The organism is Ruegeria sp. CDSC025, assembly GCF_059610805.1.
In genome coordinates this window covers 279,448-305,844 of the sequence record NZ_JBXWOJ010000002.1, presented here as the reverse complement: position 1 = coordinate 305,844, position 26,397 = coordinate 279,448, and the positions used below count along the sequence as shown (strand labels likewise).

Here is a 26,397-nt window from a genome sequence, read left to right as displayed (position 1 = left end):
CCCTTTCGAATATGCTAAACCCCGGGCTGCCCGATTCGAGGGGCAGGAATTTGCGGTTTCGATCCGTCTGATTGGATACCGGGTGCGACGAGGACTCAGCATTGAATGACAAGGTAAGACAAGCCGCACGCCTGAGCGTCGCCCCTATGATGGATTGGACGGACAGGCATTGTCGTTATCTGCATCGGTTGCTGAGCACCGAGGCGCTGCTGTACACTGAAATGGTAACAGCGCCTGCGTTAGTTCGGGGTGGTGCGCTGCATTTGCTGGACCACAACCCGCAGGAGCATCCCGTGGCCCTGCAACTGGGCGGGTCGAACCCTCAGGAATTGGCACAAGCGGCCCGGTTGGGGGCGGATGCTGGTTATGATGAGATCAATCTGAATTGTGGCTGCCCGTCTGATCGAGTGCAATCTGGCACTTTTGGTGCGGTGCTGATGAAATCCCCTGACCGCGTTGCGGATTGTGTTGCCGCAATGCGCGAAGCCGTGGACGTAGATGTCACGGTCAAATGCCGCATTGGAGTCGACGACCAACAGCCCGAAGACATTTTGCCTGAGTTTCTGAGCCAGATCAGGCAAGCGGGATGCTCTCGGGTCACAATTCACGCGCGCAAAGCCTGGCTGCAAGGGCTCAGCCCCAAGGAAAACCGGGATATACCGCCTTTGGATTATGATCTCGTGCATCGGATGAAGGCGGAATTCCCGGATATGCACATCTCTATAAATGGTGGCATTGCTGATCTGGAACAGGCGCGCGGGCATCTGGATGCAGGGCTGGATGGTGTGATGATCGGGCGGGCTGCGTATCATCAGCCGTCAGATGTTCTGTCCACAGCGGATCCTGTGATTTTTGGGGTCGGTCAGGCCGCCGACCCGTTTGCTGTTGTCCGGAAAATGGTGCCTTATATCGAATGCCATCTTGCTGGCGGAGGGCGCTTGCACCAGATTACGCGACATATGCTTGGCCTGTTCGCAGGACGGCCGGGTGCGCGGGCTTGGCGACGGACCCTGTCTGAAGGTGCAGTGCATGACGGGGCGGGCCCCGAGGTTATGTTGCAGGCACTGGATCATGTCGCGCCTCTGACCGAGGCCTGAATGGTGGCAATACGGCAAAAGGTCGGTTGGGGGGAATGATGCCCGAAGTAATGTTGCTTGCTCAGATGCTGGTTCTTCTGCTGGTGATCGGAGCGCTGGCAGGCGTTTTGGCGGGTCTGTTGGGTGTCGGCGGAGGCATCGTGCTGGTCCCTGCTTTTTTCTATGCGTTTCAGACCCTTGGGTATGGCGGCCCGCAGTTGATGCAGCTGTGCCTCGCCACCTCACTGGCAACGATTATCGTAACCTCACTACGGTCGGTTCTGGCACATAACAAAAAGGGTGCCGTTGATTGGGATATCCTGAGCAGTTGGGGTCCGGGCATCGCCATCGGTGCGGTGTTGGGCGTGATGGTGGCATCCGCTCTTCGGACCGAGGCATTGCAGGCCCTGTTCGGTGTATTGGGTATGGTGATTGGTGCCTATCTTGGTCTGGGTAAATCCGAATGGCGGCTTGGAGACGCCATGCCCAAGGGCCTGAAACGCGCTCTCCTGTCGCCCTCGGTCGGCTTCCTATCCGTTCTGATGGGTATCGGCGGCGGCAGCTTTGGCGTGCCGTTAATGAGCTTGTTCAACACGCCAATTCACCGGGCTGTCGCCACGGCGGCCGGGTTTGGCGTGATCATCGCTGTGCCCTCGGTCATGGGGTTCCTGTTTCTCGAAATTGCCCCTGAACACCGCCCGCCCTTTACCATCGGCGCCGTCAATCTGATTGCCTTTGGGATTGTGGTCGCCATGACCATGATCACTGCGCCCTGGGGCGTAAAGTTGGCCCATGCGATGGATCCAAAGCCGCTCAAGCGGATATTCGCGGTCTTCCTGACTCTGGTCGCCCTGAATATGTTGCGCAAGGCGTTGGGTTTTTGAGTTCTTTCGAGGAAAAGGGTTGGGTGAAATTTCCCCACGACCGGGCTATTCTGGACTGGGTATCTTATGCGCTGCCTGCAGCACGCGCTGCTGCGACGGATCCGGAATTCGCGCATTGGCTGGACTGTGAAGGGACCTGGTTCATTGGGGTCGACGCGCTGAACAACGACACCGAGGGCAGGGTCCAGGGGTCCCCGGTTCTGACCGGGGCCGTCATGGATTTCATAGTGTCGCGTTATGGGTCGTTGCCATTGCACAAAGCCCAGGTCTCGGTCATTTACCCCGGCTACCCGTTGCCCCGACGCGGAGAGGGCGAGTCTGCTGCCCAGTATCGAGCAAAGCGGGATGCGGCCCATGTGGATGGTTTACGCCCGTCCGGCCCGGACAGGCGCCGCAGGGTCGAGGAACCGCATGCGTGGATTCTGGGCATTCCATTGACTGATGCCAGCGAGAATGCGTCCCCGATGGTTCTTTGGGAAGGTAGCCACAAGATCATGCAGGCTGCATTTGCGGATGCACTTGAAGACAAGCGCCCGGACACTCTGGATCAGGTGGACATAACAGATGTTTATCAGGCTGCCCGTCGTGAGGTCTTTGATACTTGCCGTCGCATCGTATTGCCCGCACGTCCGGGCGAGGCCTATCTGCTGCACCGCCACTGCCTGCACGGGGTAGCGCCATGGGGTAGCGGGGCTGAGGCTGGGTCGGATGGCCGGATGATCGCCTATTTTCGGCCTGAATGCGCTGGCGGTGTGGCCGAATGGATCAAATCCTCCTAACGTTCTGTCATTATACAGATTTGGAGGATTTTTTGATGATTGCTGTCCACAAAAACTCTGACGGAGCATTGATTGAAATCGAGCTTTCCGGCGAAGTGACAGGTACGGACTATTCCACAACATTGATCCCGGCGATTGAGGCCGCACTGGCCGAACACGATACAGTGCGGTTGTTGGCGATAGTGCAGCCAGAGTTCAAAGGGTACGATCTGAATGCGGTTTGGTCGGATACAAAATTGGGCCTCAGCCACTGGCGCGGCTTTGACCGAATTGGAGTTGTGGCGGATCAGGGTTGGGTTCAGACCAGTATCCGGCTTGCGGCTCCGCTTTTCCCTTGCCCTGTGCAGGTATTCGATCACGCGAATATTGAAGAAGCGCGCCGATGGTTGCGCGAATCTCTGGGCTCTATTCACGTTATGGATCTGGGCGGCCCCTGCGTGCAGGTCAGCCTGATGGGAAAACTCGACCCTGACGAATTCAAAAAGGCCGAAACCGATCTGGACTACATTTTGCAGGAGAAACAGGGGTTTCGCCTGCTGATTGATCTGTCCAAGTTTGACGGATGGCAAGGCCTTACGGCGCTTGCCTCGCATTTTCGGCTGGCCCGGGGGCATATTGGTAATCTGGATCGGGCAGCGGTTGTTGGCGACAAAGCCTGGCAACATCTGGCCCAACGGGTGGCCAGCCACATCCTTGGCACACGCACTCAGTTCTTTCCCGCCGAGGAAATTCAGAACGCCAAAACATGGCTTGCGTCTGGGTAGAAACGCAGCGGCTTGAGCCTGCTGTGACATTTACGTCAGGGCACAGAAATATCAGCGAGGATTTTTCTTGATCGATTGGTCAAAAAAGGCGTACACAGATCGAACTCCTCTGCCGAACCACTGCAGAGGATCGATTGTTGAAACGCGCCGCTGTGGGTTGCCACTCACTCACCAGCTGTCATCGAACTTGACCCCCTCGTAGTTCAGACCAGCCCGCAGCGGTGCAGATTCAGCAATCACATCCTTTTGTGGAAATCTCAGGCCTTGTTGAGCCGCCCCGCCCGGCCGCCGCGCCGTTTGGCAAGCAGCGGTTTGCGAGACGGTAGGTCTGCCATGATATCGGCGCGCTCAGAGCTGTCCATTTTTGACCAGCGAGAGATTTCGTCGATCGTGCGGTAGCAACCGGTACAAATACGCTCGGTCGGGTGCACAACGCAGATCTGGATGCACGGGCTTTCGACCTCGTTCCTTTTCCAAACCATGTTCGACATCAGCGTTTTCCGATCCTTAAAGAAAGCGCATTCTGTCCAGCGCGCCTTGCAGAATATAGCCTGCCGCGACGTGGTCGATAACCTGTCCGCGACGCTTTCGTGTCGTATCCGCCTCAAGCAGTGCCTTTTCTGCCGCAACCGTGCTGAGCCGTTCGTCCCAGAACCCGATCGGAACTTCGGTCAAACGGGACAGGTTTCGGGCAAAGGCACGGGTGGACTGGCAGCGTGGCCCTTCGCTACCATCCATGTTTTTCGGCAGACCCAGTAGGATGCCCCCGATCTCACGGTCGGCTATGATTTCCAGCAGACGGGCAGAATCCAGAGTGAATTTCTTACGCCTTACGGTCTCCAGCGGGCTAGCAACACCGCGCATCCGGTCCGAGACTGCAACCCCGATAGTCTTTTCTCCCAGATCGAGACCGATCAACGCGCTCATAGGCGCAAGCGCGCCTGCAAATTCCTCAAAAATGTCATGGATCATTGGGTCACCCCAGCCTGAGCTGCTGCCGCACCAAGGATATCCAGTGCGTTGTCATTGTCCGAGAATACGGATTGGGCTTCGGCGTAGATCGCGGTGGCCCGGTCGATGTCGCCAACCACCCCAAGGGCACCGATCAGCCGGGCCCATTCTTCGGGGGAACCGCCTTCGGTTGCAAGCCTGTCTGACAGTTGCTCGACCATGCCAAGGATCATCTCTTGTCGCTCTTGTGCGGTCAGAGATGCAGCGGCCTCGATGTCATCCTCACCGGGGCCTGGGTTCCCTGCTGGTATAGGGGCGGCATTGAACACACCCGCACGAAAGGCCAGATCGTCCATCTGTGCGCGAATGGCCGTTACCCAGGGGGCATTTGTCGGCGCGCTTCCAAGTGCATCCACCCAGATCCTGTAACCGATATCAGGTCGTCCGACCTGTACCATCATCTGTCCCAGGTAATACAAGGCCGGACCATGGCGTGGATCACGCTGCAATGACTGTTTCAATGCGTCTTCAGCTTCGGGCGAGATATATCCGTTGGTAGCAAGGATCATCATCTCGGCAAGATGCGAATAGGCATCTGCGGGTGCAGTATTCCCGGACAGTTCGATCACACGTTGCTGCGCTTTGTAGGCGGCATGGAAGTTACCTGCGTTCGCCTCGTGCTGGGCAAGAAGGATATGTCCTTGTAGGTCATCAGGACGACCGGAAACGGTTTCGCGTAGTTGCCCGAGAAGAGAGGCATAGCTTTCGTCAAGCTGTGGCAGTGGTGCGGGTGGCGTGGCGGCTTCTGCCTCGGCCTGACTGGGGCGCTCTGTGCGCAGAGCATCGGCCATTTCTAGCCGCAATGACAGGGGCTGATCGGGGAGCCCGGCTGCACCAAGCTTCAGATACATCCAGGATCCTCCGCCTACCAGGATGACCGCGACAAATATGGATGCCGTAACCGAGATCCATTTGGAAGGCCCTTGCGGTTCAGACAAAGATTGCATCTGCGCATCAGCCGCAAGAATGCGGCGTGAAATTTCCGTGCGAACTCGCTCGGCATCTGCGTCAGCGATGACACCACGGGCCAGGTCTCGATCTACGCTGGCCAACTGTTCACGATAGACCTGCAAGTCATACGCAGTGGATGGTTCGCGCGTATCTCGCCTACGCAGTATCGAAATCCCAAGAAAAACCGCTATCAGGACGGCGGTGGCTATGATGAGGGCCCAGAAGGTCATGATAACTCCAAGATGGCTGTCCTGACTTAGACCTGTGGCGGGGCGGAAAAAAGGGACAAATGGCCGCGAGGGGGCTTCATGTCGCAATAATAAGGGCGATGTCGCAATAGTGCGATATTATGGCGTTGCACGGCAGGGGCCAAAGGCGGTTACACGGCATACCTGCGCCAATCACCGAACCGGATGGATTCGCTTATGAAACACTATTCAGCCTTTGCTGTGGCGCGCGAAGCGCTGCGCTATCATACCGGATGGGAACGCGCCTGGCGTTCGCCCGAGCCCAAGAAACGCTATGACGCCATCATTGTGGGGGCGGGTGGCCATGGTCTGGCAACCGCCTATTACCTGGGTAAGAACTATGGCATCCAGAATGTCGCTGTGATCGAAAAAGGCTGGTTGGGCGGTGGTAATACCGGTCGGAACACAACCATCATCCGCTCGAACTATCTGCAGGATCCGTCTGCCGCGATCTATGAAAAGGCGCGCAGCCTTTATGAGGATCTGAGCCAGGACCTGAATTATAACGTCATGTTCAGCCCGCGCGGCGTGATGATGCTGGCGCAGACCCAGCATGAAATCCGCGGCTATCAGCGCACGGCTCATGCGAATGCGCTGCAGGGTGTAAAGACTGAATGGATCACACCTGAACGGGTCAAGGAACTGGTGCCAATCATCAATCTCGAAGGCCCGCGCTATCCGGTTCTGGGTGCGCTGTGGCAGGAACGCGGTGGCACCGCCCGTCACGATGCGGTGGCTTGGGGCTATGCGCGCGCTTGTTCCGCCATGGGCATGGATATCATCCAGCAATGCGAAGTGACCGGGGTTCGGTCACAGGATGGTCGTGTTGTCGGTGTCGACACCACCAAAGGTGCGATCGACTGTGACAAGCTGGGCATCGTGGTTGCGGGCCATTCCGGTCAACTGGCCGAAATGGCGGGCTTCCGTCTGCCGCTTGAGGCGATTGCTCTGCAGGCGCTGGTGTCTGAGCCGATCAAACCCTGCATGGACGTGGTCGTGATGGCCAACACGGTGCATGGCTACATGTCGCAATCCGACAAGGGAGAGATGGTGATCGGTGGCGGCACCGACGGGTTCAACAACTACACCCAACGCGGCAGCTTCCACCATATCGAAGAAACTGTGCGCGCGTTGGTCGAGACCTTCCCGATGATCTCACGTCTGAAAATGCTGCGGCAATGGGGCGGGATCGTGGATATGACCGGCGACCGCTCGCCCATCCTGTCAAAAACACCCCTGGGGAACTGTTTCATCAACGGTGGCTGGGGCACCGGTGGCTTCAAGGCCATTCCGGGGTCCGGCTGGGGCATGGCACAGCTGATGGCCACGGGTCATTCACCGCTGACCGAGGCGTTCTCGTTGGATCGTTTCAAAGAAGGCCGCTTCATCGACGAAAGCGTCGCGGCCGGGGTTGCGCACTGATGGAGATTTTTCGGCGAAAAATCTCGCGCACCCGTTACTTAGATTTCGCATGCAGCATGGTCTCGCCTGCTGCCGAGAGGATGAACATATGCTGATCCTGAATTGCCCCTATTGCGGTGTCGATGCCGAAGAAACCGAACTGGCCGCCGGTGGCGAGGCGCATCTGAAGCGTTTCGGTCCGGGCTCATCAGATGGTGATTTCCACGATTACCTGTTCATGCGTGAAAACCCTAAAGGCGTTCATTTCGAACGCTGGCGCCATGCGAATGGATGCGGCAAGTGGTTCCACGCGGCGCGCTGCACGCAAACGCTCGAAGTTTTCGGCACCTACTCTGCCCAGGTGTTTGAGCCGCCCAAAGAAATTCGCGAGGCGATCACCGCCAAGCGCCCTGGCTGGACGTGGAGAGAATACAAATGATCCGCGCCACCACCCGTAATTCCGCCTGCGAAAGGTCCGCATCATGAGCACCCGTCTCGCAAATCAAGGCCGGCTGATTGACCGGTCGAAACAGGTCACATTCTCCTTCAACGGCACTTCGATGCAGGGCTACGAAGGCGACACGCTTGCCTCGGCCTTGCTGGCTAATGATCAGATGATGATGGGCCGGTCGTTCAAGTATCACCGCCCACGTGGTGTTGTCGCCAGTGGTGCGGAAGAACCCAACGCTCTGGTCGGTCTGGGGCAGGGCAATCGGTTCGAGCCGAACCAGCGCGCCACCACGACCGAGCTGTTCAACGGTCTGACCTCGATCTCTCAGAACCACTGGCCGAACCTGGAATTTGATATCGGTGCGATCAATACGCACCTGTCGCGGTTCTTGCCGGCTGGCTTCTATTACAAGATGTTCATTCATCCCAAGCCGTTCTGGAAACATGTCTACGAGCCGTTCATCCGCCAATCTGCCGGTCTGGGCAAAGCCCCCGACAAGGACAGCCGTGATGCGGATACCTATGAGCATTTCTACAACTTCGTCGATGTGTTGGTGATCGGTGGCGGCGTGGCCGGTTTGCAGGCTGCCAAAGTGGCCGCTCAGTCCGGTGCAAAGGTCATGTTGATTGAGCAGACCGCGCATTGGGGTGGCCGTGCCCCAGTTGATGGCGGCACAATCAATGATGAGCCTGTGGATAAGTTTGTGGAACAAATTGTTTCCGAACTTGAAACAATGGGCAACGTCATCTTGCGCAACCGCTGCATGGGTGCAGGGGTCTATGACCATGGCTATGTGCTGGGCTATGAACGCCTGACAGACCACAAGCCTGGTGCACAGGGCCCGCGCCATCGTCTCTGGCGTATTCGGGCGAAACAGGTCGTGACTGCTACCGGTGCGATTGAGCGTCCGTTGTCTTTTGCGGGTAATGATGTGCCGGGTGTCATGCTGGCCTCGGCCATGCGGGATTATGTCGTGAACTGGGGTGTGACACCCGGTGAAAAGGTGATTGTGGCCACCAATAATGACGACGCCTACCGGACTGCGATCACCTTGAAACAGGCCGGTGTCGATATCTTGCGTGTGGTTGACGCAAGGGCTACCTCCGGCCCTCTGGCTGAAGAGGCGCGCCAACTGGGTATCCGCGTCGATGTGGGCAAGGCCATTGCCAAAGTCAAAGGCGGCAAACGCGTCAAGAAAGTTGCCATCTGCAATCAGGACGGCATCGGTGGCGCCCGTGAAGAGGTGGAATGCGATGCGGTTGCGATGTCGGGCGGTTGGTCTCCGGTCGTGCATATGTGGTCGCACTGCGGCGGCAAGCTGATCTGGGACGATGCCAATGCGCATTTCCGGCCGGATCCTGCGCGACCCCCGCTTGGGGCCGATGGCGAAGGGTTCGTCGTAGCCGCCGGGGCATCGAATGGCCCGATGGCGCTGGGCGATGTGCTGGCCGATGCCGATGCAGCCGGTAAGGCCGCAGCCAAAGCGGCTGGATTCAAAACCAAACGCACCAAAGCGCCTGTCGGGGAAACTACGTCAGAGGCACCTATGGCTGCGGTCTGGTTGATGCCTGCGAACGCGGATATTCAACTGCGGATGAAGTCCTGGCTGGACTTCCAAAACGACGTCAAAGTTTCGGACGTGCAACTTGCTGCGCGTGAGGGGTATGAGAGCGTTGAACATACCAAGCGTTACACCACTCTGGGCATGGCAACCGATCAGGGTAAACTGAGTAACATCAACGGATTGGCGATCCTAGCTGATGCGTTGGACTCCGAAATCCCGAAGGTTGGAACAACAACGTTCCGCCCGCCTTACACCCCAATTTCAATGGCATCTATCGGCGGTGAGGCACGTGGTGAGGTGTTCCAGCCAATCCGTCAAACCCCGATGCACAACTGGCACGACAAGAACGGCGCCGATTGGGAGCCGGTCGGCCACTGGCGCCGGACTTATGCCTATGTTCGTCCGGGTGAATCCGTGCATGACGCCGTGAACCGTGAGGTGAAAAATACCCGCGAGAACCTCGGCCTGCTGGATGCCTCGACCTTGGGCAAGCTGATCGTCAAAGGGCCGGACGCAGGCAAGTTCCTGGACATGATGTACACCAACATGATGTCTACTCTGAAGGTCGGCAAATGCCGCTATGGCCTGATGTGTTCCGAGAATGGCTTTCTGATCGACGACGGTGTTGTTGCCAGGATCGACGAAGACACATGGTTGTGCCACACCACCACCGGCGGGGCCGAACGTATCCACGGTCACATGGAAGAATGGCTGCAAACCGAATGGTGGGACTGGAAAGTCTATGTTGCCAACGTGACCGAGCAATATGCGCAGGTCGCCGTTGTTGGCCCCAACGCCCGCAAGGTGCTTGAAAAGCTCGGCGGCATGGATGTGTCGAAAGAGGCGCTGCCCTTCATGGAGTGGCGCGATGGCAAGATCGGCGACTTTGATTGCCGGGCTTATCGCATCTCGTTCTCGGGTGAGCTGTCGTACGAGATCGCCGTCCCTGCATCACAAGGGCAGGCCTTCTGGAATGCGCTGATGGATGCAGGCAAGGAATTCGGCGTGATGCCCTATGGCACTGAATGTCTGCACATACTGCGGGCCGAGAAGGGCTTTATCATGATCGGCGACGAAACCGATGGAACCGTGATCCCGCAGGATCTGGGGCTGCATTGGGCGCTTTCGAAAAAGAAAGAGGATTACCTCGGCAAACGTGCCCATTTGCGCAGCCATATGGCCGATCCCGAGCGTTGGAAACTGGTGGGTCTTGAGACTGTGGATGGTTCTGTCATCCCGGATGGGGCTTACGCAGTGGGAGAGGGCGTCAACGCCAACGGTCAGCGCAACATGATCGGTCGTGTGACCTCAACCTATTATTCGGCCAATCTGGGCAAAGGCATCGCCATGGGCTTGATCAAGCATGGTCCTGACCGCATGGGCGAGATTGTCGAGTTCCCGGGCACCGATGGCAAATCCTACAAAGCAAAGATCGTGGATCCGATCTTCTTCGACAAGGACGGGGAGAAGCAGAATGTCTGAACCCATCAGCGCACTGAACCACGCCAGCTATGAGGGCATCGCCAAGGTTGAAGAATGCGGCCTGCAGGGCATGATCACCCTGCGCGGCGACCTGTCCGACAAGGTTCTGGTGAAGGCCGTCAAAGACGCCACCGGCCAGAAAGTACCCGGCCAGCGCGAGGCATTTGTCGACGGAGACAGCGGTGTTTGCTGGATGTCCACCGACGAATTGCTTGTGCTTGTCCCATATGCCGAGGTCGAGGCCAAACTGGCCGCGATGACCAACGCGCTAAGCGGTGTGCATGCCCTGGCGGTCAACGTCTCGGATGCCCGCGCGGTGTTCAGCATCTCGGGCTCGAACGCTCGCGAAGTTCTGGGCAAACTGGCACCGGTAGATCTGTCGGCTGACGCCTTCCAACCCGGCCAAATCCGCCGCTCGCGCTTGGCGCAGGTTGCCGGTGCGTTCTGGCTGGATGACGCCGAAACTCTCCGCGTCGTCTGCTTCCGGTCAACCGCAGACTACGTGTTCAAACTGTTGAAGGTCGCAGCGCAGCCGGGCAGTGAGGTCGGGGTTTATTAGGTTCCGAAGCTAGGAAAAAAAGCCCCGGATTTTCCGGGGCTTTTGCGGTTTAACCGAAGCTTAACCATCGATCACTTTGCATTTGCCTTGCCCTGAAGGCTTGTTGACAAAGTTGGCATTCACCCAGTTGCCTCTCAGTTTCACGGTGTTGTCAGAAGGGTCAATGCGGGCCGTGTAATTTACCCGGACTTTTTGGCCGCCAAACTCTGTCAACTCAACGCGCCAATCCAGCTTGTAACGCTTCTTTCTATCAATTTTCAGCTTAGCGGACTGCATTTCGTTGTGCCCGCTGGCTGTTTGCGCACTAACGCCGTCCTTATCAATAACAAAGATATAGCGGGGCGCGACCCACCCGGTTCCGTCGCGGTCGCGAACGGCACAATCGTAAGTAATTGTTTCCGCCGCCGCTGCCTGTGCAAAAACGGTAAAAATGGATGCTAAGAAAAGATATTTCATGGTTCCTCGTTTAATCGGTCTATCCAGAAGGGAAGACACCAAACAATGCGAGAGTTTCAAGCGCATATGCAACTAATGCACGAAAAAAATTCTGCACATTCTATTCACGCAACACAACGGCGCGATACCGCTTCAACTCTTGAGGTTGCAGCAATTCTTCGACCTTTAGTGGGTGCCCGTTTTCGTCTTGAATTTCAGTGTAGAAGGCAAGGCTTTCTAAGAGTTGAGATGTCCGTATAAGCCGGTCTTCCTCGGCCAGAAGGGGCGAGTGGAGCGAAATATACAGGGCCGGGCGATGCTTTTTCAGAAAGGGCAAAAGGCTCGGCAGAACCGCAAATTCCGCCCCTTCGATATCCATCTTGACCAAGGAGACACGGGACAGGTCATTTACGGCCTCGAACTGATCCCACTCGATGGTCAATGCATCTGTCCCATGCACCCCGTCATGCAACAGTGAACTGGTGGAATCCCCGGGTTCACCGCGAACGGATGCCATACGGGCCACGCCGAATTGATCCGACAATGCGACGCCAAATGCCGAAACATTGCGAATGTCGTTCAGGTCCAGATTCCACGCCAGATGCCGAAACGCGGTGGGGTCTGGTTCGAAACACCAGACGTGGCGGGCTTTGCGGGCACCGTACAGCACCGTTGGGCCGATCCATGCCCCGATGTCCAGATAGTCGCTGTCCGGCGTTAGATATCTATCCAGCACGGCAAAAGTCTCAGGCTCCCACGCGCCGGCCGAGGCCTTGCGCCAGAACTTCGAGTGGTAGGGATCCAGCCGGAAAGGCTCGCCATTCAGGCTGCCCGCATAGTATCCGCGGGCGCGGTAAAACATCTTGCGCGCCTGAGTTAGCATCGCGGACCTCCGGGTTTTATGATCTCTGCCCTTGACCTGCGGCACTTGCCAAAGCATTTAACCTTGGGAACCGCAACTTACATTTTAAACAGGGGGCCGAGATGGCTTTTGAACTTCCTGATCTTCCTTATGCACACGACGCGCTGGCAGCCAAGGGCATGTCCGCCGAAACATTGGAATTTCACCACGACCTGCACCACAAGGCCTATGTCGACAACGGCAACAAGCTGATCGCTGGTACCGAGTGGGACGGCAAGTCGCTGGAAGAGATCATCACCGGCACCTACGACGCAAATGCCGTCGCGCAAAACGGCATCTTCAACAACATCAGTCAGCTTTGGAACCACAACCAGTTCTGGGAGATGATGGGCCCCGGCGACAACGCCATGCCTGGCGAGCTGGAAAAGGCGCTGGTCGAATGCTTTGGCTCGGTTGACGAGTTCAAGTCGCAGTTCAGCGCGGCTGGTGCCGGTCAGTTCGGTTCGGGCTGGGCGTGGCTGGTCAAGAATGCGGACGGTTCGCTGGCCGTGACCAAGACCGAAAACGGCGTGAACCCGCTGTGCTTTGGCCAGACTGCTCTGTTGGGCTGCGACGTGTGGGAGCATTCATATTACATAGACTTCCGCAACAAGCGTCCGGTGTACCTGTCGAACTTCCTCGACAATCTGGTGAACTGGGAAAACGTCGCTTCGCGGATGTGATCCAGTGACCCGTAGAGGGTTCATAAAGGGCCTGCTGGCAGTGATGCTGGCAGGCCTTTTTGCTGCCACGTATGGTTTCTTCATCGAACCCGCGCTGCGCCTGCGTGTTCGTAAGTGGCGGATCCGGCGCGCGGATTGGACCGCACCGCCGCTGCGGATCGCGGTGCTGGCTGATCTGCATGTTGGTGAGCCCTATGTGGGGTTGAAAAGAGTCCAGCAGATCGTTCGGCGCACAAACGCTCTGTCACCTGACCTTATCCTGCTGTTGGGGGACTATGCCGCCGGGCACAGGATAAATTTACAACCGGTTAAAATTGCCGATCTGGCGCCGGTGTTGTCCGGGTTGCAGGCAAAGCATGGTGTCTATGCGGTTCTGGGAAATCACGATTGGTGGGATGACCGGTCAGCCCAAAAGCGCAGGGGCGGGCCGAATCTGTACGGCGATGCGCTGAGACGGAATGGTATCCGGGTGCTTTCAAACGAGGCCTTCAAACTGGATGGTGCCGGGATTTGGCTTGCAGGCCTCGAAGATCAGTTGGCGATTTATACGGGCAATGGTCGATACCAAGGGCTGGATGACCTGCCTGCGACGCTTGGGCAGATCACGGATGATGCCCCGGTGGTGATGATGGCGCATGAACCGGATATCTTCCCCAAAGTTCCCGATCGCGTGGCCCTGACCCTGTCAGGTCATACTCATGGAGGGCAGGTACGGCTGTTTGGCTGGTCGCCGGTGGTGCCCTCGAAATTCGGCAATCGCTATGCCTATGGTCACGTGCGCGAAGGCAATCGTGATCTTGTCGTGTCCGGGGGTATCGGATGTTCGATCCTGCCCGTGCGTTTTGGTGTAACGCCCGAAATTACGGTAATCGAACTGTTCTCCTAACCGGTGAAAACCCGCCTATAGCCGCAGTTTCGCGGTCCGGCCGGATTGTAAGACGGCGCGCAGTGCTTACTTTAAGTGTGGCGGAGGAGAGAGCCGCAAATCACTTGAAAAAATTCCAGGCGGCGCAGCGAAAAACAAAGTTGCGCAAATGGTTAGCCGTGCCTGAAAGATGAGGGATGGTCTCAGAAAACCAAATCAGGAGATCACAATGGTCGCATTAACGCAGGGAACATGGATTGTCATCGCCGACGGGGAAAAGGCGCTGTTCATGGAGAATATCACGGATGCCGAAGACCCCAATCTGGTGGTTGTCTCGGTCGAAGAAAGCGATGTCCCAAACGCTAGGCCCTCTGATCGGGCGGGGCGGCGCTCTGACAATGGGCCCAATCAGAAATCTGCCGTTGAAGAACCCAAGTGGAAATCGCAGGCCAAGTCTCTGTTCGTGCAGGATGTGGCAAATCTGTTGAATCGCAAAGGTTTGAAGGGCGCATATAAACGCCTGGTTTTGGTCGCCAGCCCCCATGTTCTGGGCCTTCTGCGTCGCCGCCTGCACAGCGAAGTCTTAAGGAAAGTGGTTGCAGAGGTTGATAAGACCCTGACCAACCACCCGCTGAACAAAGTGGAACAGGTTCTGATCAGCCGTCTAAAACCAGCCAGTTGAGTATCCGGCGATCTGCGGACGGACCATACTGCCCGACTAGCCCTTATGCGGGACCAGCATCGCCCTCAGTGTCGACATAGCCGTTTCCGGGCTGTCGACCCACGTTATGAAATCGGCCAGAGATGTGTCCGCAAATCCCTGGCCGATGACCTGCTGCACAAGATCATGAAGGGCATCCCAATATCCATCAACATTCATGACCAGAATGGGTTTGTCGTGCAGACCCAACTGTCGCCATGTCAGGGCTTCGAACAATTCGTCCAGTGAACCCGGACCACCCGGCAGGACGACCACGGCATCGGCGTTCATGATCATGACCTTTTTCCGCTCGTGCATCGTTTCGGTAATCACGAAACGGGTCAGGTCGGTCTTGCCGACCTCGCGCTTTAACAGGTGAACGGGAATTACGCCGAATGTGTCGCCTCCGGCGGATTGCGCTGCGCGCGCAACTTCGCCCATCAGGCCCACATCGCCAGCACCATAGACCAGTCGCCAGTCCTCCTGCGCCAGAAGCTGGCCAAAGGACCGGGCGGCGTCGGAATAGCTGGTTTGGGCGCCATTGCGTGACCCGCAATACACACAGACGGATTTCTGAGACATCGGGAGGGTTCTCCGGGGTTGTATCTGGGGTTTTGACCCGTGATAGCGGTATTGATAGATTGGCTCAACCGTCAGGCAGATTGCGTTGCAGATAAGGCATTTGCGCTGCGGAGTGAAAGGAAGAGTATGGATTCCAATTCGGGTAGCGAAGGCTCCGGATCTTTCACCTGGGGGGTGATCGCCGGTTTGCTGGTTCTGTTAGGCGCAGGCGGCGCGTATTTTTCCGGCGCGTTTGATCGCACACCTCTGGACCCAGCGCCGCAAACAGATGTGGCGGAGGATGCGTCAGAGAACACCTCTGTAGCTTCCGACACAGGGGATGCCCCGCAGACCGACGATACGGATACGGATACGATAGAAGCCGAGGCGTCGACAGAAGGGGCGGACGAAACTGCTGAACCGGTAGCGGATGTTGCCGAAGTTGCACCTCCGGCCCTTGACCAGATCTTCGTCGAGCCTGATGGGAATGCGGTTCTGTCCGGTAACGCAGAGCCCGGCGTTGAGGTGCGAGTGTTGCTGGATGGCGAAACACTGCACAGCTTTACCGTCGATGACAGCGGCCAGTTTGCAGAATTCGTGTCCATTCCGTTTTCCACCGCCGCACGCGGTCTGACGCTGGAAACCGATGGGGTCGATCAACCTGTACGCTCTGATGACTATCTGATTGCGGCATTGCCCAAACCTGAACCAGAGGTCGCATCGGTCGATACTGCAGAAACCACCGCAGCCGACGAATCCGCAGGCGGCGACGAAACCGAGGCGGGGCAGGTCGCTCAAACCGACGACACATCTTCCGAAGAAACGACAGATTCCACGCAAGGACAACAGGTTGCGATCCTGCGATCGGGGGAAGACGGGGTCGAGCTTGTCCAACCTGCGACGCCTCAGAGCACCGAACCTGATCAGGTTGCGTTGGATACGATCGGGTATTCAGACAAGGGTGAGGTCGAGCTGACCGGCCGCGTGGCTGATGGTTCCGCGGTACGCGTGTACCTGGACAACCAACTGGTCGCCGATATGCAGCCCACGGATGATGGAAAATGGCGCAGCGAGATCGAAGGCATTGATCCCGGTGTGTATACGCTGCGTGTGGATGAGGTTGCCTCGGACGGCACGGTTAAAAGCCGTCTGGAAACCCCGTTCAAGCGTGAGCCTCTAGAAGTTCTGAGCGTGGCCGAAGTGGACGATGGGCCTGCACCCTCTCAGGAAACACCGGCCATCCGTTCGGTTACAGTACAAAAGGGTGATACGCTTTGGGCTATCTCTCGGGAACGATTTGGCGATGGTGTCTTGTATGTCAAACTGTTCGAGGCCAACCGAGGCGCGATCCGCGACCCGGATCTGATCTATCCGGGGCAGGTATTCACCATTCCGGAATAATCCTGTACCTCTGACCTTCCGGGGTCAGGGGCACTCTCTGACCGCAGTTCCGGTACGTGAAGAGACGAGTAGCCCCGATGAATTCCGACAATATCCCAAAATTGGACGCGCGCAGCTCTGGCTGGCGTACAATCCGGAAAGTTGCTCCTTATCTCTGGCCCGAGGATGAGCCCTGGGTTAAGCGCCGCGTTCTGATTGCTATGGGCATGTTGGTTCTGGCCAAGTTGATCGCGGTCTACACCCCGATTTTGTACAAAGGCGCGGTTGATAGCCTGGCGGGCGAGGGCGTTCCCCCCGTAGCGCTGGGTGCTGTTGGGTTGACGGTGGCATATGGTGTCGCGCGCATGATGACTGTTGGTTTGCAGCAGTTGCGGGATGCGGCCTTTGCTCCTGTCGGGCAGCGGGCATTGCGCGCACTGGCATTGGAAACTTTCCAGCATATCCACCAGTTGTCGATGCGCTATCACGTGACGCGGCGCACGGGCGGTCTGAGCCGTATTATCGAGCGCGGCGTAAAAGGGGTCGAGTTCCTCTTGCGTTTCCTGCTGTTTTCCATCGGGCCTTTGATCCTTGAACTGCTGCTTGTTGCGATCATTCTGATGTGGCTGTTTGATGTCTGGTATCTGGTGGTCGTCGCGGCAACGATCGCGCTGTATATCTGGTTCACATTTGCGGTGACCGAGTGGCGCGTGAAACTGCGCCGCGAGATGAATGATCAGGATACCGAGGCGAACCAGCGCGCCATCGACAGCCTGCTGAATTTTGAAACCGTCAAGTATTTCAATGCCGAAACGCGTGAAGCTGAACGGTATGATGTGTCAATGAAAGCCTATGCGGGGGCGGCTCTCAAGACGGCGTATTCTCTGGCGTTTCTAAATTTCGGGCAGTCCTTTCTGATCACCTGCGGATTGATCGGTGTGATGGTCTTGGCAGCCATTGGGGTGCAGGCCGGGACGCTGACCGTGGGCGATTTCGTTATGGTCAACGCCTATATGATCCAGATTACCGTACCGCTGAATTTTTTGGGTACGGTGTATCGGGAAATCCGCCAATCTCTGGTCGATATGGGCCAGATGTTTGACCTGTTGGAACAACCCGCCGAAGTGGTCGACAAGACTAATGCACCGGATCTGGATGTAACAGGGGGTGAGGTTACCTTGCATGATGTACAATTCGGATATGATGCTGAGCGGGAAATTCTCAAAGGTGTTTCCTTAACCATTCCTGCGGGCCAAACCGTAGCGATTGTGGGTGCGACGGGGTCGGGTAAATCCACCATCGGTCGGTTGCTGTTCCGGTTCTACGATGTCACCGGGGGCGCGCTGAAAATTGATGGGCAGGATGTGCGCGACGTCACGCAGACCAGCCTGCACGCGGCAATCGGAGTGGTGCCGCAGGATACCGTGCTGTTTAACGATACCATTCGCTATAACATTGCCTATGGACGCGACGGAGCCACGCAGGAAGATGTCGAAGCCGCCGCCCGGGCTGCCCAGATCCACGATTTCATAGTTACGTTGCCCGAAGGCTATGACACCACAGTCGGTGAGCGCGGGCTAAAGCTGTCGGGTGGGGAAAAGCAGCGGGTCGGTATTGCCAGAACGCTGCTGAAAAACCCGCCGATCCTTTTGCTGGACGAGGCGACATCGGCGCTGGACACAGATACCGAACAAGACATCAAGGATGCTTTGGCCCATGCGGGCGAGGGGCGTACGGTTCTGACGATTGCCCATCGCCTGAGCACAATCGCCGAGGCAGACAGTATTGTAGTGCTAGAGCGTGGCAAAATCCTGGAGCAAGGCACGCATGATGAATTGCTGAAACGTGAGGGGCGTTATGCCCAGCTTTGGAATCGCCAGCAATCGGATATGCAGGCGGCCTGATAGGCGGCCCAAACTATGTTACACTACAGATCACGCATCTGAGGTATTGTTATGCATAAATATTTCCGCAAGTTCATTGTGCCAGCCATAGCGGCAGTTGCCACACTTACACCGGTCTATGCGCTTGGAGACCCCATCATCGGAATTTGGAAGACCGAGCCGGACCGGAAGAACCTCGTCTCTGACATCAAAATTACAGCCTGCGGTGACAAGTTCTGTGGTCAGATTTTATCTGCATATGACGCCAGCGGAAAAGCAGTACAGACGCCGAATATCGGAAAGAAACTGTTCTGGGATGTCAGCAGCCAAGGCGGTGGTAAATATGGCGGGGGTGAATTCTGGGTGCCGTTAGTGGATGTTGATGCAGTTCCGCAAATGACGCTGAAGGGTGACACTCTGATGGTCAAAGGGTGTGAACATCACATTTGTGCGCATCAAACCTGGACGCGCGAGTAAAACAGGGCTGGATTGCCCAACCCTGTTGCTCTTTATTCGGCTGCTTTCAGCGGTGAACCGGTCGGTTCTTTCCCAGAACTGTCAGCGCTCGGATCGTCGGTACGCAGCTCATCATCCCAGACCATTTCGGTTGCCTGAGCATTCATCGCGGCTTTACCGATGGCCATATCCAGCGCCACCTGGCTGGATTTTCCCGCTGTAGCACGAGCCAAAATCTTACCCAACCAGATGGCATAGGTTGTCACCCAGACCCGCATAGCCAAAAGCGAAGGCGTCACGATCAGCGTCAGTACCGTCGCGATACCAAGGCCAAAGACAACTGCGGTTGCCAGCTGTTTCCACCACAGCGCTGTGGGGCTGTTGATCGAATACCCGCCGTTGATAAAGTCCAGCGACAGCCCGAACATCATCGGGGTAAGGCCAGCCATCGTGGTGAGTGTGGTCAACAGAACCGGACGAATGCGTGCCTCGGCGGTGCGTATGATCGCCTCGATCCTTGGCATGTACTGGCTATATTCCTGATAGGTGTCGATCAGAACAATGTTGTTGTTCACCACGATCCCTGCCAGAGCCACAATACCCGTTCCTGTCATGATGATCGAGAAGGGCTGTTGCATCACCATCATACCGATCAGAACACCTGTTGTGGACAGTACCACGGCCAGCAGAACTAGGATCGAATTGTAGAACGAGTTGAACTGCGCGAGCAGAATAACGAACATCAGCCCCAACGCGCCCATAAAGGCATTCACAAGAAACGCCCCGGATTCGGCCTGATCCTCCTGATCACCTGTCCATGTCCAGCTGACGGAACTGCCAAAAGGATCGGTTTCCAGCCATTCAGTCAACACAACAATCCGTTCGTTCGGGTTAATCAGACTGGTGCGCGCGTCACCGGATTCGATCAGCGTGCGCAAATCATCGGTGCTTTCTGCCTCGGTCAGCATGATCAGTTCGAACTGAGTCCCATCGGGAAATGCCAATGCGGTAGCTGTTGGGATTTCATCCTCTGCGAGTTCACGCACCACTGCCAATCTTTGATCGGCGCCATCCGGTCCTGTGACCACAACATTGCTCAGGCCGGGCTCAACATCCGCCTTCACGTCAAAATAACGTTCCTGATCGACACGGTTGATTTCGGCCAGTTTGGCGACTGGTTTGCGCGAGACAAAGTTGGACAGTGGCACCAAACCATCGACCGTGCGGACCTTGAGCGTGTCAAGCGTTGACAAGACACGATCCTGATCAGGCAGGCGAACACGGATTTCGATTTCATCATCCACGTTGTCCGGGCGCATTTCGCCCAGCAAAAGGCCACGCGTAACAAGCTGTACCATCGCACCGACGGTGGCTACGTCTGCGCCAAATCGGCCTGCTTTGGCGACATCAACGTCAATCTGCCAGTCGATGCCGGGCAAGGGCAGCGTGTCCTCGATCTTGATAAGGCCCGGGGTGGCGTCGAATACCTCACGCGCGGCCAGGGTGGCTGATGTCAGCTCTTGCCAGCCATCGGCCTTGATCCGCAGATGGACAGGTTTGGAAGAGCCTGGCCCTTGCTCAAGCGGCAAGGTCTCAACGATGATCCCCGGTAGCTGCGCAAGCTCCCTGTTCAACTCTTCCAGAACATAGTCGCCGTCATAGTCTGGCGCCACTGTGTGCCGGTCTAACAATCCTCCGAAAATCGGTTCCGAGACGTTCGGTCTGTCTTCCCAAGGGATGATTTCGAACTGAACCTGACCAACGGTATCCGCCGGGGATTGGCCACCAGGTCCACCGGTGTCCAAACCACCTTCACCAGCGAATGCAAAGACGTTGATAACAGCCGGGTGCGCACTGATAATCTCTTCTGCGGCGAGTACCATCTGGTCCTTTTCGGCCAAAGAGATATTGCCGCGCGCACGGACATAGGCCGTGGCCTGCTCTGGTTCGCTTTCAACGAAGAATTCAACACCGCGGTTGTTTTTCCCAAATGCGGTCATGACTGAAGCTACAGCAAGGCCAATCACCACAATTGATACAATCGGCATGATCGGGTTGCCCACAAGGAATTTCACCACATGCCCAAAGCGTGTGTGTTCGCGGCTGGTCTGCACATGCTCAACCGGGGCGCGTTCGATTTTTGCCGCGCTCAGGGTGACCGACCCGGCAAACGCACCTAGCATGAACAGGATCATTCCAAGAACCGAACTACCTGAATCGACCAGGTAGTCCGGGTTCAATGTCTGCATCGCCCCCAGGAAGATCAGGTATAACGACGGGGGAACCATCGCTGCCCGAACCCACCAGGCTGTTCGCGCCCTCAGCCAGTTCGACGACCGGTCAAACACGCGGCTGAGGCGGCCGGAAACGCCGCCCATCACGGGCAGGTAGATCAATGCAACGATCAACGACGCCGACAAAACGAATATCAGCGTAACTGGCAGCATCCCCATGAATTCGCCCGGAACGCCGGGCCAAAAGAGCATAGGCAAGAAGGCGCATAATGTCGTAGCTGTCGAGGATACGATCGGCCAGAACATCCGTTGTGCGGCTTCGACATAGGCATGCATGGGACCCACGCCCTCGTTGATCCGCTTGTCGGCATATTCAACCACCACGATGGCCCCGTCGACCAGCATTCCGACGGCAAGAATCAAACCGAACATGACGATGTTCGAAATGCTGACCCCCATCACTGCAAGGAATGCAAAGCACAGCAGGAATGAGGTTGGAATCGCAAAACCCACCAGCAGGGCGGCACGGGTCCCAAGCGAGGCCAGAATGACAATCATAACCAGCGCAATAGCGGTAAGAACCGAACCCTCAAGCTGGCTGACCATCGACCCTACGATCCGGCTCTGGTCGTTCGAGGTGCCCAGTTTGATCGCCGCCTGCATCTCGGCTGGCCATTTGGATTGGGCCGCTGCGATAGAGGCTTTGACCTCGTCGACCGTGTCGATCAGATTATAGCCTTTGCGTTTGACGACCTGCAGTGCCACGGTGGCCTCGCCGTTGAAGCGGGCGGTGCCTTCGCGATCTTCGAAAGTATAGTTGATTTGCGCCAGCTCGCCCATGGTCACGACGCGGTCGCCATTGACCTTGACGGGTAGGTCATACACGTCCTGGGCAGTCTTGAAAGACGAAGGGATCTTGACCGAGAAGGTGCCTTGATCGGTTTCTACCTCACCAGCGGCGATCAGCTGGTTGTTGTTCTGAACAACATTGATCAGCTCGGCGGCGGTAACGTTATACGCTTCCAGCCGGAGCGGGTCGATGATCACTTCTAGCAATTCGTCTCGATTGCCGGCTATCCCTGCCTCAAGCACGGAATCCAATGCTTCCAGATCATCCTGCAAATCTTTGGCGACACGGGCCATTGTTCTTTCAGGAACAGCCCCGGTCAGATTGACAATCACAATCGGGAATTCAGAAAAGTTGATCTCGGTCAGGGTATATTGCTCAGCCCCTTCAGGAAAATCGGCCTGGGCGCTGTTCATGGCGTCGCGGACATCGGCCATGATCGCCGTCTTGTCCCATCCAAAATCGAATTCCAGCGCGACACCGGCATAGCCTTCGGCAGCCGTCGACGTCATTTCTTTGAGACCGTCCAGATCAGCCAGCTCGGTTTCCATCGGCTTGACCAGCAGGTTTTCCGAGTCTTCAGCGGAAATGCCGGGGAACTGAACCGAGACGAAAAGCGCAGGGATTTCGATATCCGGCTCACCTTCTTTCGGCAGGCCAACATAGGCGTATCCACCTACGATCAAGGAAATCGCGATAAATGCCAGAACCATTCGGGCTCGGCCAGCGGCCCAGCTTACTATTCCGGTCATTGCACTGCATCCCGATAAGTTGGCTCAACCATCACGCCGCGAGTCACGAATTCTTGCCCGACAATGATGATGTCCGCCGTTTCCGGCAACCCGTCAACCCAGACACCTTCGGAGGTGTCGCGCAACAAAGTGACCGGCAGGAAATCCACAATGTTCCCATTTCCAACGGTCCGTACACCAACTTTGCCATCGTTATTCAGCGTCAGTGCGGACTGAGGCAGCAGATGTGCCTTGGTCCCTTCAGCCGAGATTCGGATGTCCGCAGTCTGACCGTCCCGAATTGTCAGGTCGGGGTTAGGAACGGTAATCTCGACCTCAAAGGTCCGGGTGGTCTCATCGGCCGACCGGCTAAGGAAGGTGACCCGCCCAGAGACCTGAAGCCCCGAGATCAGCTGGGCCGAAGCCTCGGACCCTACGATGATCCGGTTCACATCTGCCTCGGGAACAAACCCGACCAACTTGATTGGGTCCAACTGGATCACAGTCGCACACAGCGACCCTGGTTGCATAAGGCTTCCAAGCTCAGCTGTGTCACTTTCTAACAGACCCTTGAATGGAGCTTCGATCGTCTGGCGTTCGATTTCACGTTCGGCGGCCTCGACTTCGGCTGATGCCGCTTCGATACCGGCGCGTGTTGCTTCCAGCCCGGCTTCGGCGCTTTTGATACCAGCCTGGGCTGTACTCATTTCTGCCTCGCTGGAAATCCTGCGGGTTTCCGACCCAAAACCGGTCTCTGATAGCTTTCGTGCGGCTTTCAAGTTGATTTCGGCTTCGGCTACGCGCGCATGTGCCTCCAGCAGACGCGCTTCGGCTTCGGGCACCCGGCTTTTGGCTTCAAGCTTGGCGGCTGCTGCTTCGGCCAGGCTTGCCGGACGGGTGCCTGGATCCAGCTCACATAACAAATCACCGGCTTCGACAAAACTGCCCTTGCGCTTGGGTTCTGATACGACAGTTGACGTCGTTTCGGCCAGAACTTCGACCTCGCGGTTTGCTCTGGTTTGTCCACGCAGAGTCACTGCACTGTCTACTTCGCGGGCGACAGAGCGCTGTGCAACTACACGGATTACGTGCCGATCCTCTGCGGGAATTTCAGAAGATTCTGCCTCGGACGTAGTGCCCGGGTTTGAATCATCGCGGCCGGCGAATGCTAATAATGCATCCCTTTCGAATACCAAATAGAACAAGGCAACAATCACCAAAAAGGCGTTTACGAATGAAATCAAACGCATACAGGGTCTCTCCCAGAATTCTTTGCCGACTGTCCCTCGGCGCGCATGCTTAGAAATGGGGGCGGGGCCTCATCTTTTCCACACTAAACTGAATAGTTCGGTTCACTTTTTTCTGCAAGGGTATCCGCAGGTGGGGGAATTGTATGAAATCGGACCCTTGGCTTGGCAATGGCAGCGGGGTATGACATTGCCCAATATCACAGAACACAAGCCCGGGGAGCAGGGATGAGCGACGTCGACAGTTTCATTGATGAGGTGACCGAAGAGGTGCGCCGCGACCGTCTGTTCTTGCTTTTGCGCCGTTGGGGTTGGGTTGGCGTAGTGGCGGTTGTTCTGATCGTTGGTGGTGCCGCGTTCAACGAACTGCGCAAGGCGCGCGCAACCAGTCAGGCACAGGATCTGGGAGATGCGATTCTGGCCGCTATGGCACAGAATGAGTCCGCCGATCGTGCCGATGATCTTGCCTTGGTACCTGCACCAACACCCGGTGGAGATGCGATTGTAAAGATGCTGCTTTCTGCCTCGCAGACCGAAATCGAGTCCGGGCAGGGCGCTGTTGAGAGTCTGAACGCCATTGCGGTTCAGGGTGATCTGCCTGAAATTTACCGGGCCATCGCGACCTTCAAGGCTTTGCTGCTGCAAAGCGAGACAATGCCGCTAGCAGACCGGCGTCAGCAATTCGAAGCGCTGGCCGTGCCGGGAGCCCCATTGCGGTTGCTGGCAGAGGAGCAACTGGCACTGATCGAAGTGTCCGAAGGTCAAGTCGATGCCGCCATTTCCCGTTTGCAGGCAATGCGGCAGGACGCTGAAATCGGCGTAGATCTGCAGCAACGCGCAACACAGTTGATTGTTGCGCTGGGTGGTGAACCGGAACCGCTGGTCGCACGGCAAAGCTGAACCGGTAGAAAATAAATGACAGGCAAGTTCGGAGTATCATGGTGATTAGTCTCTTCCCCCGTATTGGGTTGCCGGTCGCGGTTGTTTCCCTGACATTGCTGGCGGCTTGTCAGGAGCCCGAGGTCATCCTGCCCGGAGCTCGTGAGGACATCCGACCCACATCCGACAATGAAACGGTTGAGACCCAGGGAGCCAAGCCGATCAGCCTTCCTGCCCAGACGGCCAATGCCAACTGGTCACAAAGCCCGGGAACCGCTGCGTATCGGACGACAAATGCCTCTTTGCGTAATACTCCACAGAAACTGTGGTCAACGTCGATCGGTGATGGAGATTCGCGCAAGCAGCGCATCACGGCCGAGCCGGTCGTTGCAGGTGGTTTGGTCTACACGCTGGATTCCGGAGCGACCGTTTCAGCGGTCTCACCGCAGGGGCAGGTTGCCTGGAGTACAGATCTAATCCCTGGCACCGACGGAGATTCAGATGCAACTGGCGGTGGATTGGCCTATGCTAATGGCGTTCTTTATGTGTCTTCTGGTTTTGGTCGCCTGACCGCTCTGGATGGCAAAACCGGTGCCATTCGTTGGCAAAAGCGCCTGAATGCTACGGGCAGCGGCTCACCTCTGATCAATGATGGCCTGCTGTATCTTGTCGCCGGAGATGAAATCGGATGGACGATTGATACAAAAGATGGGCGCATCCTCTGGCAGGTTCAGGGCACCCCAAGCGTTGGCAATGTGTTGGGCGCGCCTGCGCCGGTGATTGCCTCGGATTTCTCGGTGTTTGCATTTGGCTCGGGCGATATAGCTGCAACGTTCCGCAGAGGTGGTATTCGCCGCTGGAACGCGTCGGTTGCTGGTGGGCGTCGCGGGCGCGCCGCAGCGCAGATCGTTGACGTAACAGGCGGCCCGATGGTGGTCGGCGATACCATCTATATCGGCAACCATTCGGGCCGCACCGTGGCATTCGATTCCACTTCGGGTGAGCGGAGATGGACCGCGGATGAAGGCGCAGTTGATACGGTTTGGCCGGCTGGAAACAGCATCTTCCTGATTAGTGATCGCAGTCAGTTGGTGCGTCTGGATGCCTCGGATGGCTCGATTGTGTGGGCGCAGGACTTGCCTGGATTCGTCAAGGACAAGCCCGGTCGGCGTGGCGCAATCTATGCGCATTACGGGCCGATCATGGCTGGTGGGCGTATCGTTGTTGCATCGAACGATGGTTATCTAAGGTTCTATAACCCGCTCGACGGCACGCTGGTTCACCGCGTCGAGGTTCCCGGCGGTGCCACTACGGCGCCAGTTGTTGCCGGGCAAACCTTGTACGTCGTTTCGACCAAAGGTGAACTGCACGCTTTCCGTTGACGACAAGATGCGCTAAAGGGCGCGTCTGAGTCTTGAAAGTTGA

Annotated in this window: 24 protein-coding genes; 16 read left to right on the top strand and 8 right to left on the bottom strand. The window is 56.9% G+C overall.

Annotated elements, in window-relative coordinates:
• Positions 1 to 101: 101 nt before the first annotated feature.
• From dusA to AC2FH8_RS04670, 4 genes are read left to right on the top strand one after another with little or no spacing between them, the layout of a single operon-like run.
• Positions 102 to 1,097 (top strand): tRNA dihydrouridine(20/20a) synthase DusA, encoded by a 996-nt coding sequence (gene dusA, locus AC2FH8_RS04685; protein ID WP_496688516.1) that lies wholly within the window; start codon positions 102 to 104, stop codon positions 1,095 to 1,097.
• A gap of 38 nt (positions 1,098 to 1,135) precedes the next feature.
• Positions 1,136 to 1,960 carry a sulfite exporter TauE/SafE family protein gene (locus AC2FH8_RS04680; protein WP_142633025.1) on the top strand — a complete coding sequence of 275 codons (825 nt, stop codon included), beginning with the start codon at positions 1,136 to 1,138 and terminating at the stop codon, positions 1,958 to 1,960.
• A gap of 23 nt (positions 1,961 to 1,983) precedes the next feature.
• Complete coding sequence (locus tag AC2FH8_RS04675) at positions 1,984 to 2,739, top strand: phytanoyl-CoA dioxygenase family protein (RefSeq protein WP_281971884.1); 756 nt, start codon at positions 1,984 to 1,986, stop codon at positions 2,737 to 2,739.
• Positions 2,740 to 2,774: 35 nt separating this feature from the next.
• On the top strand, positions 2,775 to 3,503 hold the full coding sequence (locus AC2FH8_RS04670; protein ID WP_142633029.1) for a SpoIIAA family protein: 729 nt from the start codon (positions 2,775 to 2,777) through the stop codon (positions 3,501 to 3,503).
• A gap of 257 nt (positions 3,504 to 3,760) precedes the next feature.
• Here the strand turns inward: AC2FH8_RS04670 and AC2FH8_RS04665 are convergent, their stop codons facing one another.
• From AC2FH8_RS04665 to ccmI, 3 genes are read right to left on the bottom strand one after another with little or no spacing between them, the layout of a single operon-like run.
• On the bottom strand, positions 3,761 to 3,994 hold the full coding sequence (locus tag AC2FH8_RS04665; protein ID WP_142633031.1) for a DUF1289 domain-containing protein: 234 nt from the start codon (positions 3,992 to 3,994) through the stop codon (positions 3,761 to 3,763).
• Between the two features lie 16 nt (positions 3,995 to 4,010).
• Positions 4,011 to 4,475, bottom strand: a complete 465-nt coding sequence (ruvX, locus tag AC2FH8_RS04660; protein ID WP_142633033.1) for a Holliday junction resolvase RuvX — start codon at positions 4,473 to 4,475, stop codon at positions 4,011 to 4,013.
• Positions 4,472 to 5,695, bottom strand: a complete 1,224-nt coding sequence (ccmI, locus tag AC2FH8_RS04655) for a c-type cytochrome biogenesis protein CcmI (protein WP_496688513.1) — start codon at positions 5,693 to 5,695, stop codon at positions 4,472 to 4,474. The genes ruvX and ccmI overlap by 4 nt, the downstream gene beginning before the upstream one ends.
• Positions 5,696 to 5,890: 195 nt before the next feature.
• Here ccmI and AC2FH8_RS04650 point away from each other — a divergent pair, with 195 nt between their 5' ends.
• From AC2FH8_RS04650 to AC2FH8_RS04635, 4 genes are all read left to right on the top strand, one after another.
• Positions 5,891 to 7,135 carry a sarcosine oxidase subunit beta family protein gene (locus AC2FH8_RS04650; protein WP_271947765.1) on the top strand — a complete coding sequence of 415 codons (1,245 nt, stop codon included), beginning with the start codon at positions 5,891 to 5,893 and terminating at the stop codon, positions 7,133 to 7,135.
• Positions 7,136 to 7,223: 88 nt separating this feature from the next.
• A complete protein-coding gene (locus AC2FH8_RS04645) occupies positions 7,224 to 7,553 on the top strand; it encodes a sarcosine oxidase subunit delta (protein WP_142633040.1) in 330 nt (109 codons plus the stop codon).
• 43 nt (positions 7,554 to 7,596) lie between these two features.
• On the top strand, positions 7,597 to 10,611 hold the full coding sequence (locus AC2FH8_RS04640; RefSeq protein WP_496688510.1) for a sarcosine oxidase subunit alpha family protein: 3,015 nt from the start codon (positions 7,597 to 7,599) through the stop codon (positions 10,609 to 10,611).
• Complete coding sequence (locus AC2FH8_RS04635; RefSeq protein ID WP_281971888.1) at positions 10,604 to 11,170, top strand: sarcosine oxidase subunit gamma; 567 nt, start codon at positions 10,604 to 10,606, stop codon at positions 11,168 to 11,170. Before AC2FH8_RS04640 ends, AC2FH8_RS04635 begins: the two co-directional genes overlap by 8 nt.
• A gap of 60 nt (positions 11,171 to 11,230) precedes the next feature.
• Here the strand turns inward: AC2FH8_RS04635 and AC2FH8_RS04630 are convergent, their stop codons facing one another.
• Together AC2FH8_RS04630 and AC2FH8_RS04625 are read right to left on the bottom strand one after the other, a co-directional pair.
• Positions 11,231 to 11,626: a hypothetical protein gene (locus AC2FH8_RS04630; protein ID WP_142633046.1), complete on the bottom strand. Its 396-nt coding sequence runs from the start codon at positions 11,624 to 11,626 to the stop codon at positions 11,231 to 11,233.
• A gap of 100 nt (positions 11,627 to 11,726) precedes the next feature.
• A complete protein-coding gene (locus tag AC2FH8_RS04625; RefSeq protein ID WP_281971889.1) occupies positions 11,727 to 12,488 on the bottom strand; it encodes an FkbM family methyltransferase in 762 nt (253 codons plus the stop codon).
• Between the two features lie 101 nt (positions 12,489 to 12,589).
• Here AC2FH8_RS04625 and AC2FH8_RS04620 point away from each other — a divergent pair, with 101 nt between their 5' ends.
• From AC2FH8_RS04620 to AC2FH8_RS04610, 3 genes are all read left to right on the top strand, one after another.
• Entirely contained in the window at positions 12,590 to 13,189 is a 600-nt protein-coding gene (locus AC2FH8_RS04620; protein ID WP_142633050.1) for a superoxide dismutase, read from the top strand.
• A gap of 4 nt (positions 13,190 to 13,193) precedes the next feature.
• Positions 13,194 to 14,075 carry a metallophosphoesterase gene (locus AC2FH8_RS04615; RefSeq protein WP_246097120.1) on the top strand — a complete coding sequence of 294 codons (882 nt, stop codon included), beginning with the start codon at positions 13,194 to 13,196 and terminating at the stop codon, positions 14,073 to 14,075.
• Between the two features lie 208 nt (positions 14,076 to 14,283).
• Positions 14,284 to 14,736: a host attachment family protein gene (locus tag AC2FH8_RS04610; protein WP_142633052.1), complete on the top strand. Its 453-nt coding sequence runs from the start codon at positions 14,284 to 14,286 to the stop codon at positions 14,734 to 14,736.
• A gap of 36 nt (positions 14,737 to 14,772) precedes the next feature.
• Here the strand turns inward: AC2FH8_RS04610 and AC2FH8_RS04605 are convergent, their stop codons facing one another.
• Positions 14,773 to 15,336 (bottom strand): LOG family protein, encoded by a 564-nt coding sequence (locus AC2FH8_RS04605; RefSeq protein ID WP_281994432.1) that lies wholly within the window; start codon positions 15,334 to 15,336, stop codon positions 14,773 to 14,775.
• A gap of 126 nt (positions 15,337 to 15,462) precedes the next feature.
• On the opposite strand from AC2FH8_RS04605, the gene AC2FH8_RS04600 reads away from it, so the two are divergent.
• The 3 genes from AC2FH8_RS04600 (at position 15,463) to AC2FH8_RS04590 (ending at position 19,055) form a co-directional block, all read left to right on the top strand.
• On the top strand, positions 15,463 to 16,716 hold the full coding sequence (locus tag AC2FH8_RS04600) for a LysM peptidoglycan-binding domain-containing protein (RefSeq protein ID WP_496688507.1): 1,254 nt from the start codon (positions 15,463 to 15,465) through the stop codon (positions 16,714 to 16,716).
• A gap of 77 nt (positions 16,717 to 16,793) precedes the next feature.
• Positions 16,794 to 18,599: an ABCB family ABC transporter ATP-binding protein/permease gene (locus tag AC2FH8_RS04595; protein ID WP_496688505.1), complete on the top strand. Its 1,806-nt coding sequence runs from the start codon at positions 16,794 to 16,796 to the stop codon at positions 18,597 to 18,599.
• Positions 18,600 to 18,650: 51 nt separating this feature from the next.
• A complete protein-coding gene (locus AC2FH8_RS04590) occupies positions 18,651 to 19,055 on the top strand; it encodes a DUF2147 domain-containing protein (RefSeq protein ID WP_496688503.1) in 405 nt (134 codons plus the stop codon).
• 32 nt (positions 19,056 to 19,087) lie between these two features.
• On the opposite strand, the gene AC2FH8_RS04585 is transcribed toward AC2FH8_RS04590, so the two are convergent.
• Positions 19,088 to 22,867 (bottom strand): efflux RND transporter permease subunit, encoded by a 3,780-nt coding sequence (locus AC2FH8_RS04585; protein WP_496688501.1) that lies wholly within the window; start codon positions 22,865 to 22,867, stop codon positions 19,088 to 19,090.
• On the bottom strand, positions 22,864 to 24,096 hold the full coding sequence (locus tag AC2FH8_RS04580) for an efflux RND transporter periplasmic adaptor subunit (RefSeq protein WP_271947728.1): 1,233 nt from the start codon (positions 24,094 to 24,096) through the stop codon (positions 22,864 to 22,866). Before AC2FH8_RS04580 ends, AC2FH8_RS04585 begins: the two co-directional genes overlap by 4 nt.
• A gap of 225 nt (positions 24,097 to 24,321) precedes the next feature.
• On the opposite strand from AC2FH8_RS04580, the gene AC2FH8_RS04575 reads away from it, so the two are divergent.
• Together AC2FH8_RS04575 and AC2FH8_RS04570 are read left to right on the top strand one after the other, a co-directional pair.
• Positions 24,322 to 24,993: a hypothetical protein gene (locus AC2FH8_RS04575; RefSeq protein ID WP_496688499.1), complete on the top strand. Its 672-nt coding sequence runs from the start codon at positions 24,322 to 24,324 to the stop codon at positions 24,991 to 24,993.
• Positions 24,994 to 25,031: 38 nt separating this feature from the next.
• Positions 25,032 to 26,354 carry a PQQ-like beta-propeller repeat protein gene (locus AC2FH8_RS04570; protein WP_142633068.1) on the top strand — a complete coding sequence of 441 codons (1,323 nt, stop codon included), beginning with the start codon at positions 25,032 to 25,034 and terminating at the stop codon, positions 26,352 to 26,354.
• Positions 26,355 to 26,397 lie beyond the last annotated feature (43 nt).

Excerpts from the sequence above, each read along its gene's own strand:
- AC2FH8_RS04590 (WP_496688503.1), top strand. The coding sequence starts at position 18,651 with ATGCATAAATATTTCCGCAAGTTCATTGTGCCAGCCATAGCGGCAGTT.
- AC2FH8_RS04635 (WP_281971888.1), top strand. The coding sequence starts at position 10,604 with ATGTCTGAACCCATCAGCGCACTGAACCACGCCAGCTATGAGGGCATC.
- AC2FH8_RS04610 (WP_142633052.1), top strand. The coding sequence starts at position 14,284 with ATGGTCGCATTAACGCAGGGAACATGGATTGTCATCGCCGACGGGGAA.
- AC2FH8_RS04600 (WP_496688507.1), top strand. The coding sequence starts at position 15,463 with ATGGATTCCAATTCGGGTAGCGAAGGCTCCGGATCTTTCACCTGGGGG.
- AC2FH8_RS04620 (WP_142633050.1), top strand. The coding sequence starts at position 12,590 with ATGGCTTTTGAACTTCCTGATCTTCCTTATGCACACGACGCGCTGGCA.
- ruvX (WP_142633033.1), bottom strand. The coding sequence starts at position 4,475 with ATGATCCATGACATTTTTGAGGAATTTGCAGGCGCGCTTGCGCCTATG.
- AC2FH8_RS04585 (WP_496688501.1), bottom strand. The coding sequence starts at position 22,867 with ATGACCGGAATAGTAAGCTGGGCCGCTGGCCGAGCCCGAATGGTTCTG.
- AC2FH8_RS04670 (WP_142633029.1), top strand. The coding sequence starts at position 2,775 with ATGATTGCTGTCCACAAAAACTCTGACGGAGCATTGATTGAAATCGAG.
- AC2FH8_RS04640 (WP_496688510.1), top strand. The coding sequence starts at position 7,597 with ATGAGCACCCGTCTCGCAAATCAAGGCCGGCTGATTGACCGGTCGAAA.
- ccmI (WP_496688513.1), bottom strand. The coding sequence starts at position 5,695 with ATGACCTTCTGGGCCCTCATCATAGCCACCGCCGTCCTGATAGCGGTT.
- AC2FH8_RS04625 (WP_281971889.1), bottom strand. The coding sequence starts at position 12,488 with ATGCTAACTCAGGCGCGCAAGATGTTTTACCGCGCCCGCGGATACTAT.
- AC2FH8_RS04630 (WP_142633046.1), bottom strand. The coding sequence starts at position 11,626 with ATGAAATATCTTTTCTTAGCATCCATTTTTACCGTTTTTGCACAGGCA.
- AC2FH8_RS04595 (WP_496688505.1), top strand. The coding sequence starts at position 16,794 with ATGAATTCCGACAATATCCCAAAATTGGACGCGCGCAGCTCTGGCTGG.
- AC2FH8_RS04650 (WP_271947765.1), top strand. The coding sequence starts at position 5,891 with ATGAAACACTATTCAGCCTTTGCTGTGGCGCGCGAAGCGCTGCGCTAT.
- AC2FH8_RS04680 (WP_142633025.1), top strand. The coding sequence starts at position 1,136 with ATGCCCGAAGTAATGTTGCTTGCTCAGATGCTGGTTCTTCTGCTGGTG.
- AC2FH8_RS04575 (WP_496688499.1), top strand. The coding sequence starts at position 24,322 with ATGAGCGACGTCGACAGTTTCATTGATGAGGTGACCGAAGAGGTGCGC.
- AC2FH8_RS04605 (WP_281994432.1), bottom strand. The coding sequence starts at position 15,336 with ATGTCTCAGAAATCCGTCTGTGTGTATTGCGGGTCACGCAATGGCGCC.
- AC2FH8_RS04570 (WP_142633068.1), top strand. The coding sequence starts at position 25,032 with ATGGTGATTAGTCTCTTCCCCCGTATTGGGTTGCCGGTCGCGGTTGTT.
- AC2FH8_RS04665 (WP_142633031.1), bottom strand. The coding sequence starts at position 3,994 with ATGTCGAACATGGTTTGGAAAAGGAACGAGGTCGAAAGCCCGTGCATC.
- AC2FH8_RS04580 (WP_271947728.1), bottom strand. The coding sequence starts at position 24,096 with ATGCGTTTGATTTCATTCGTAAACGCCTTTTTGGTGATTGTTGCCTTG.
- AC2FH8_RS04645 (WP_142633040.1), top strand. The coding sequence starts at position 7,224 with ATGCTGATCCTGAATTGCCCCTATTGCGGTGTCGATGCCGAAGAAACC.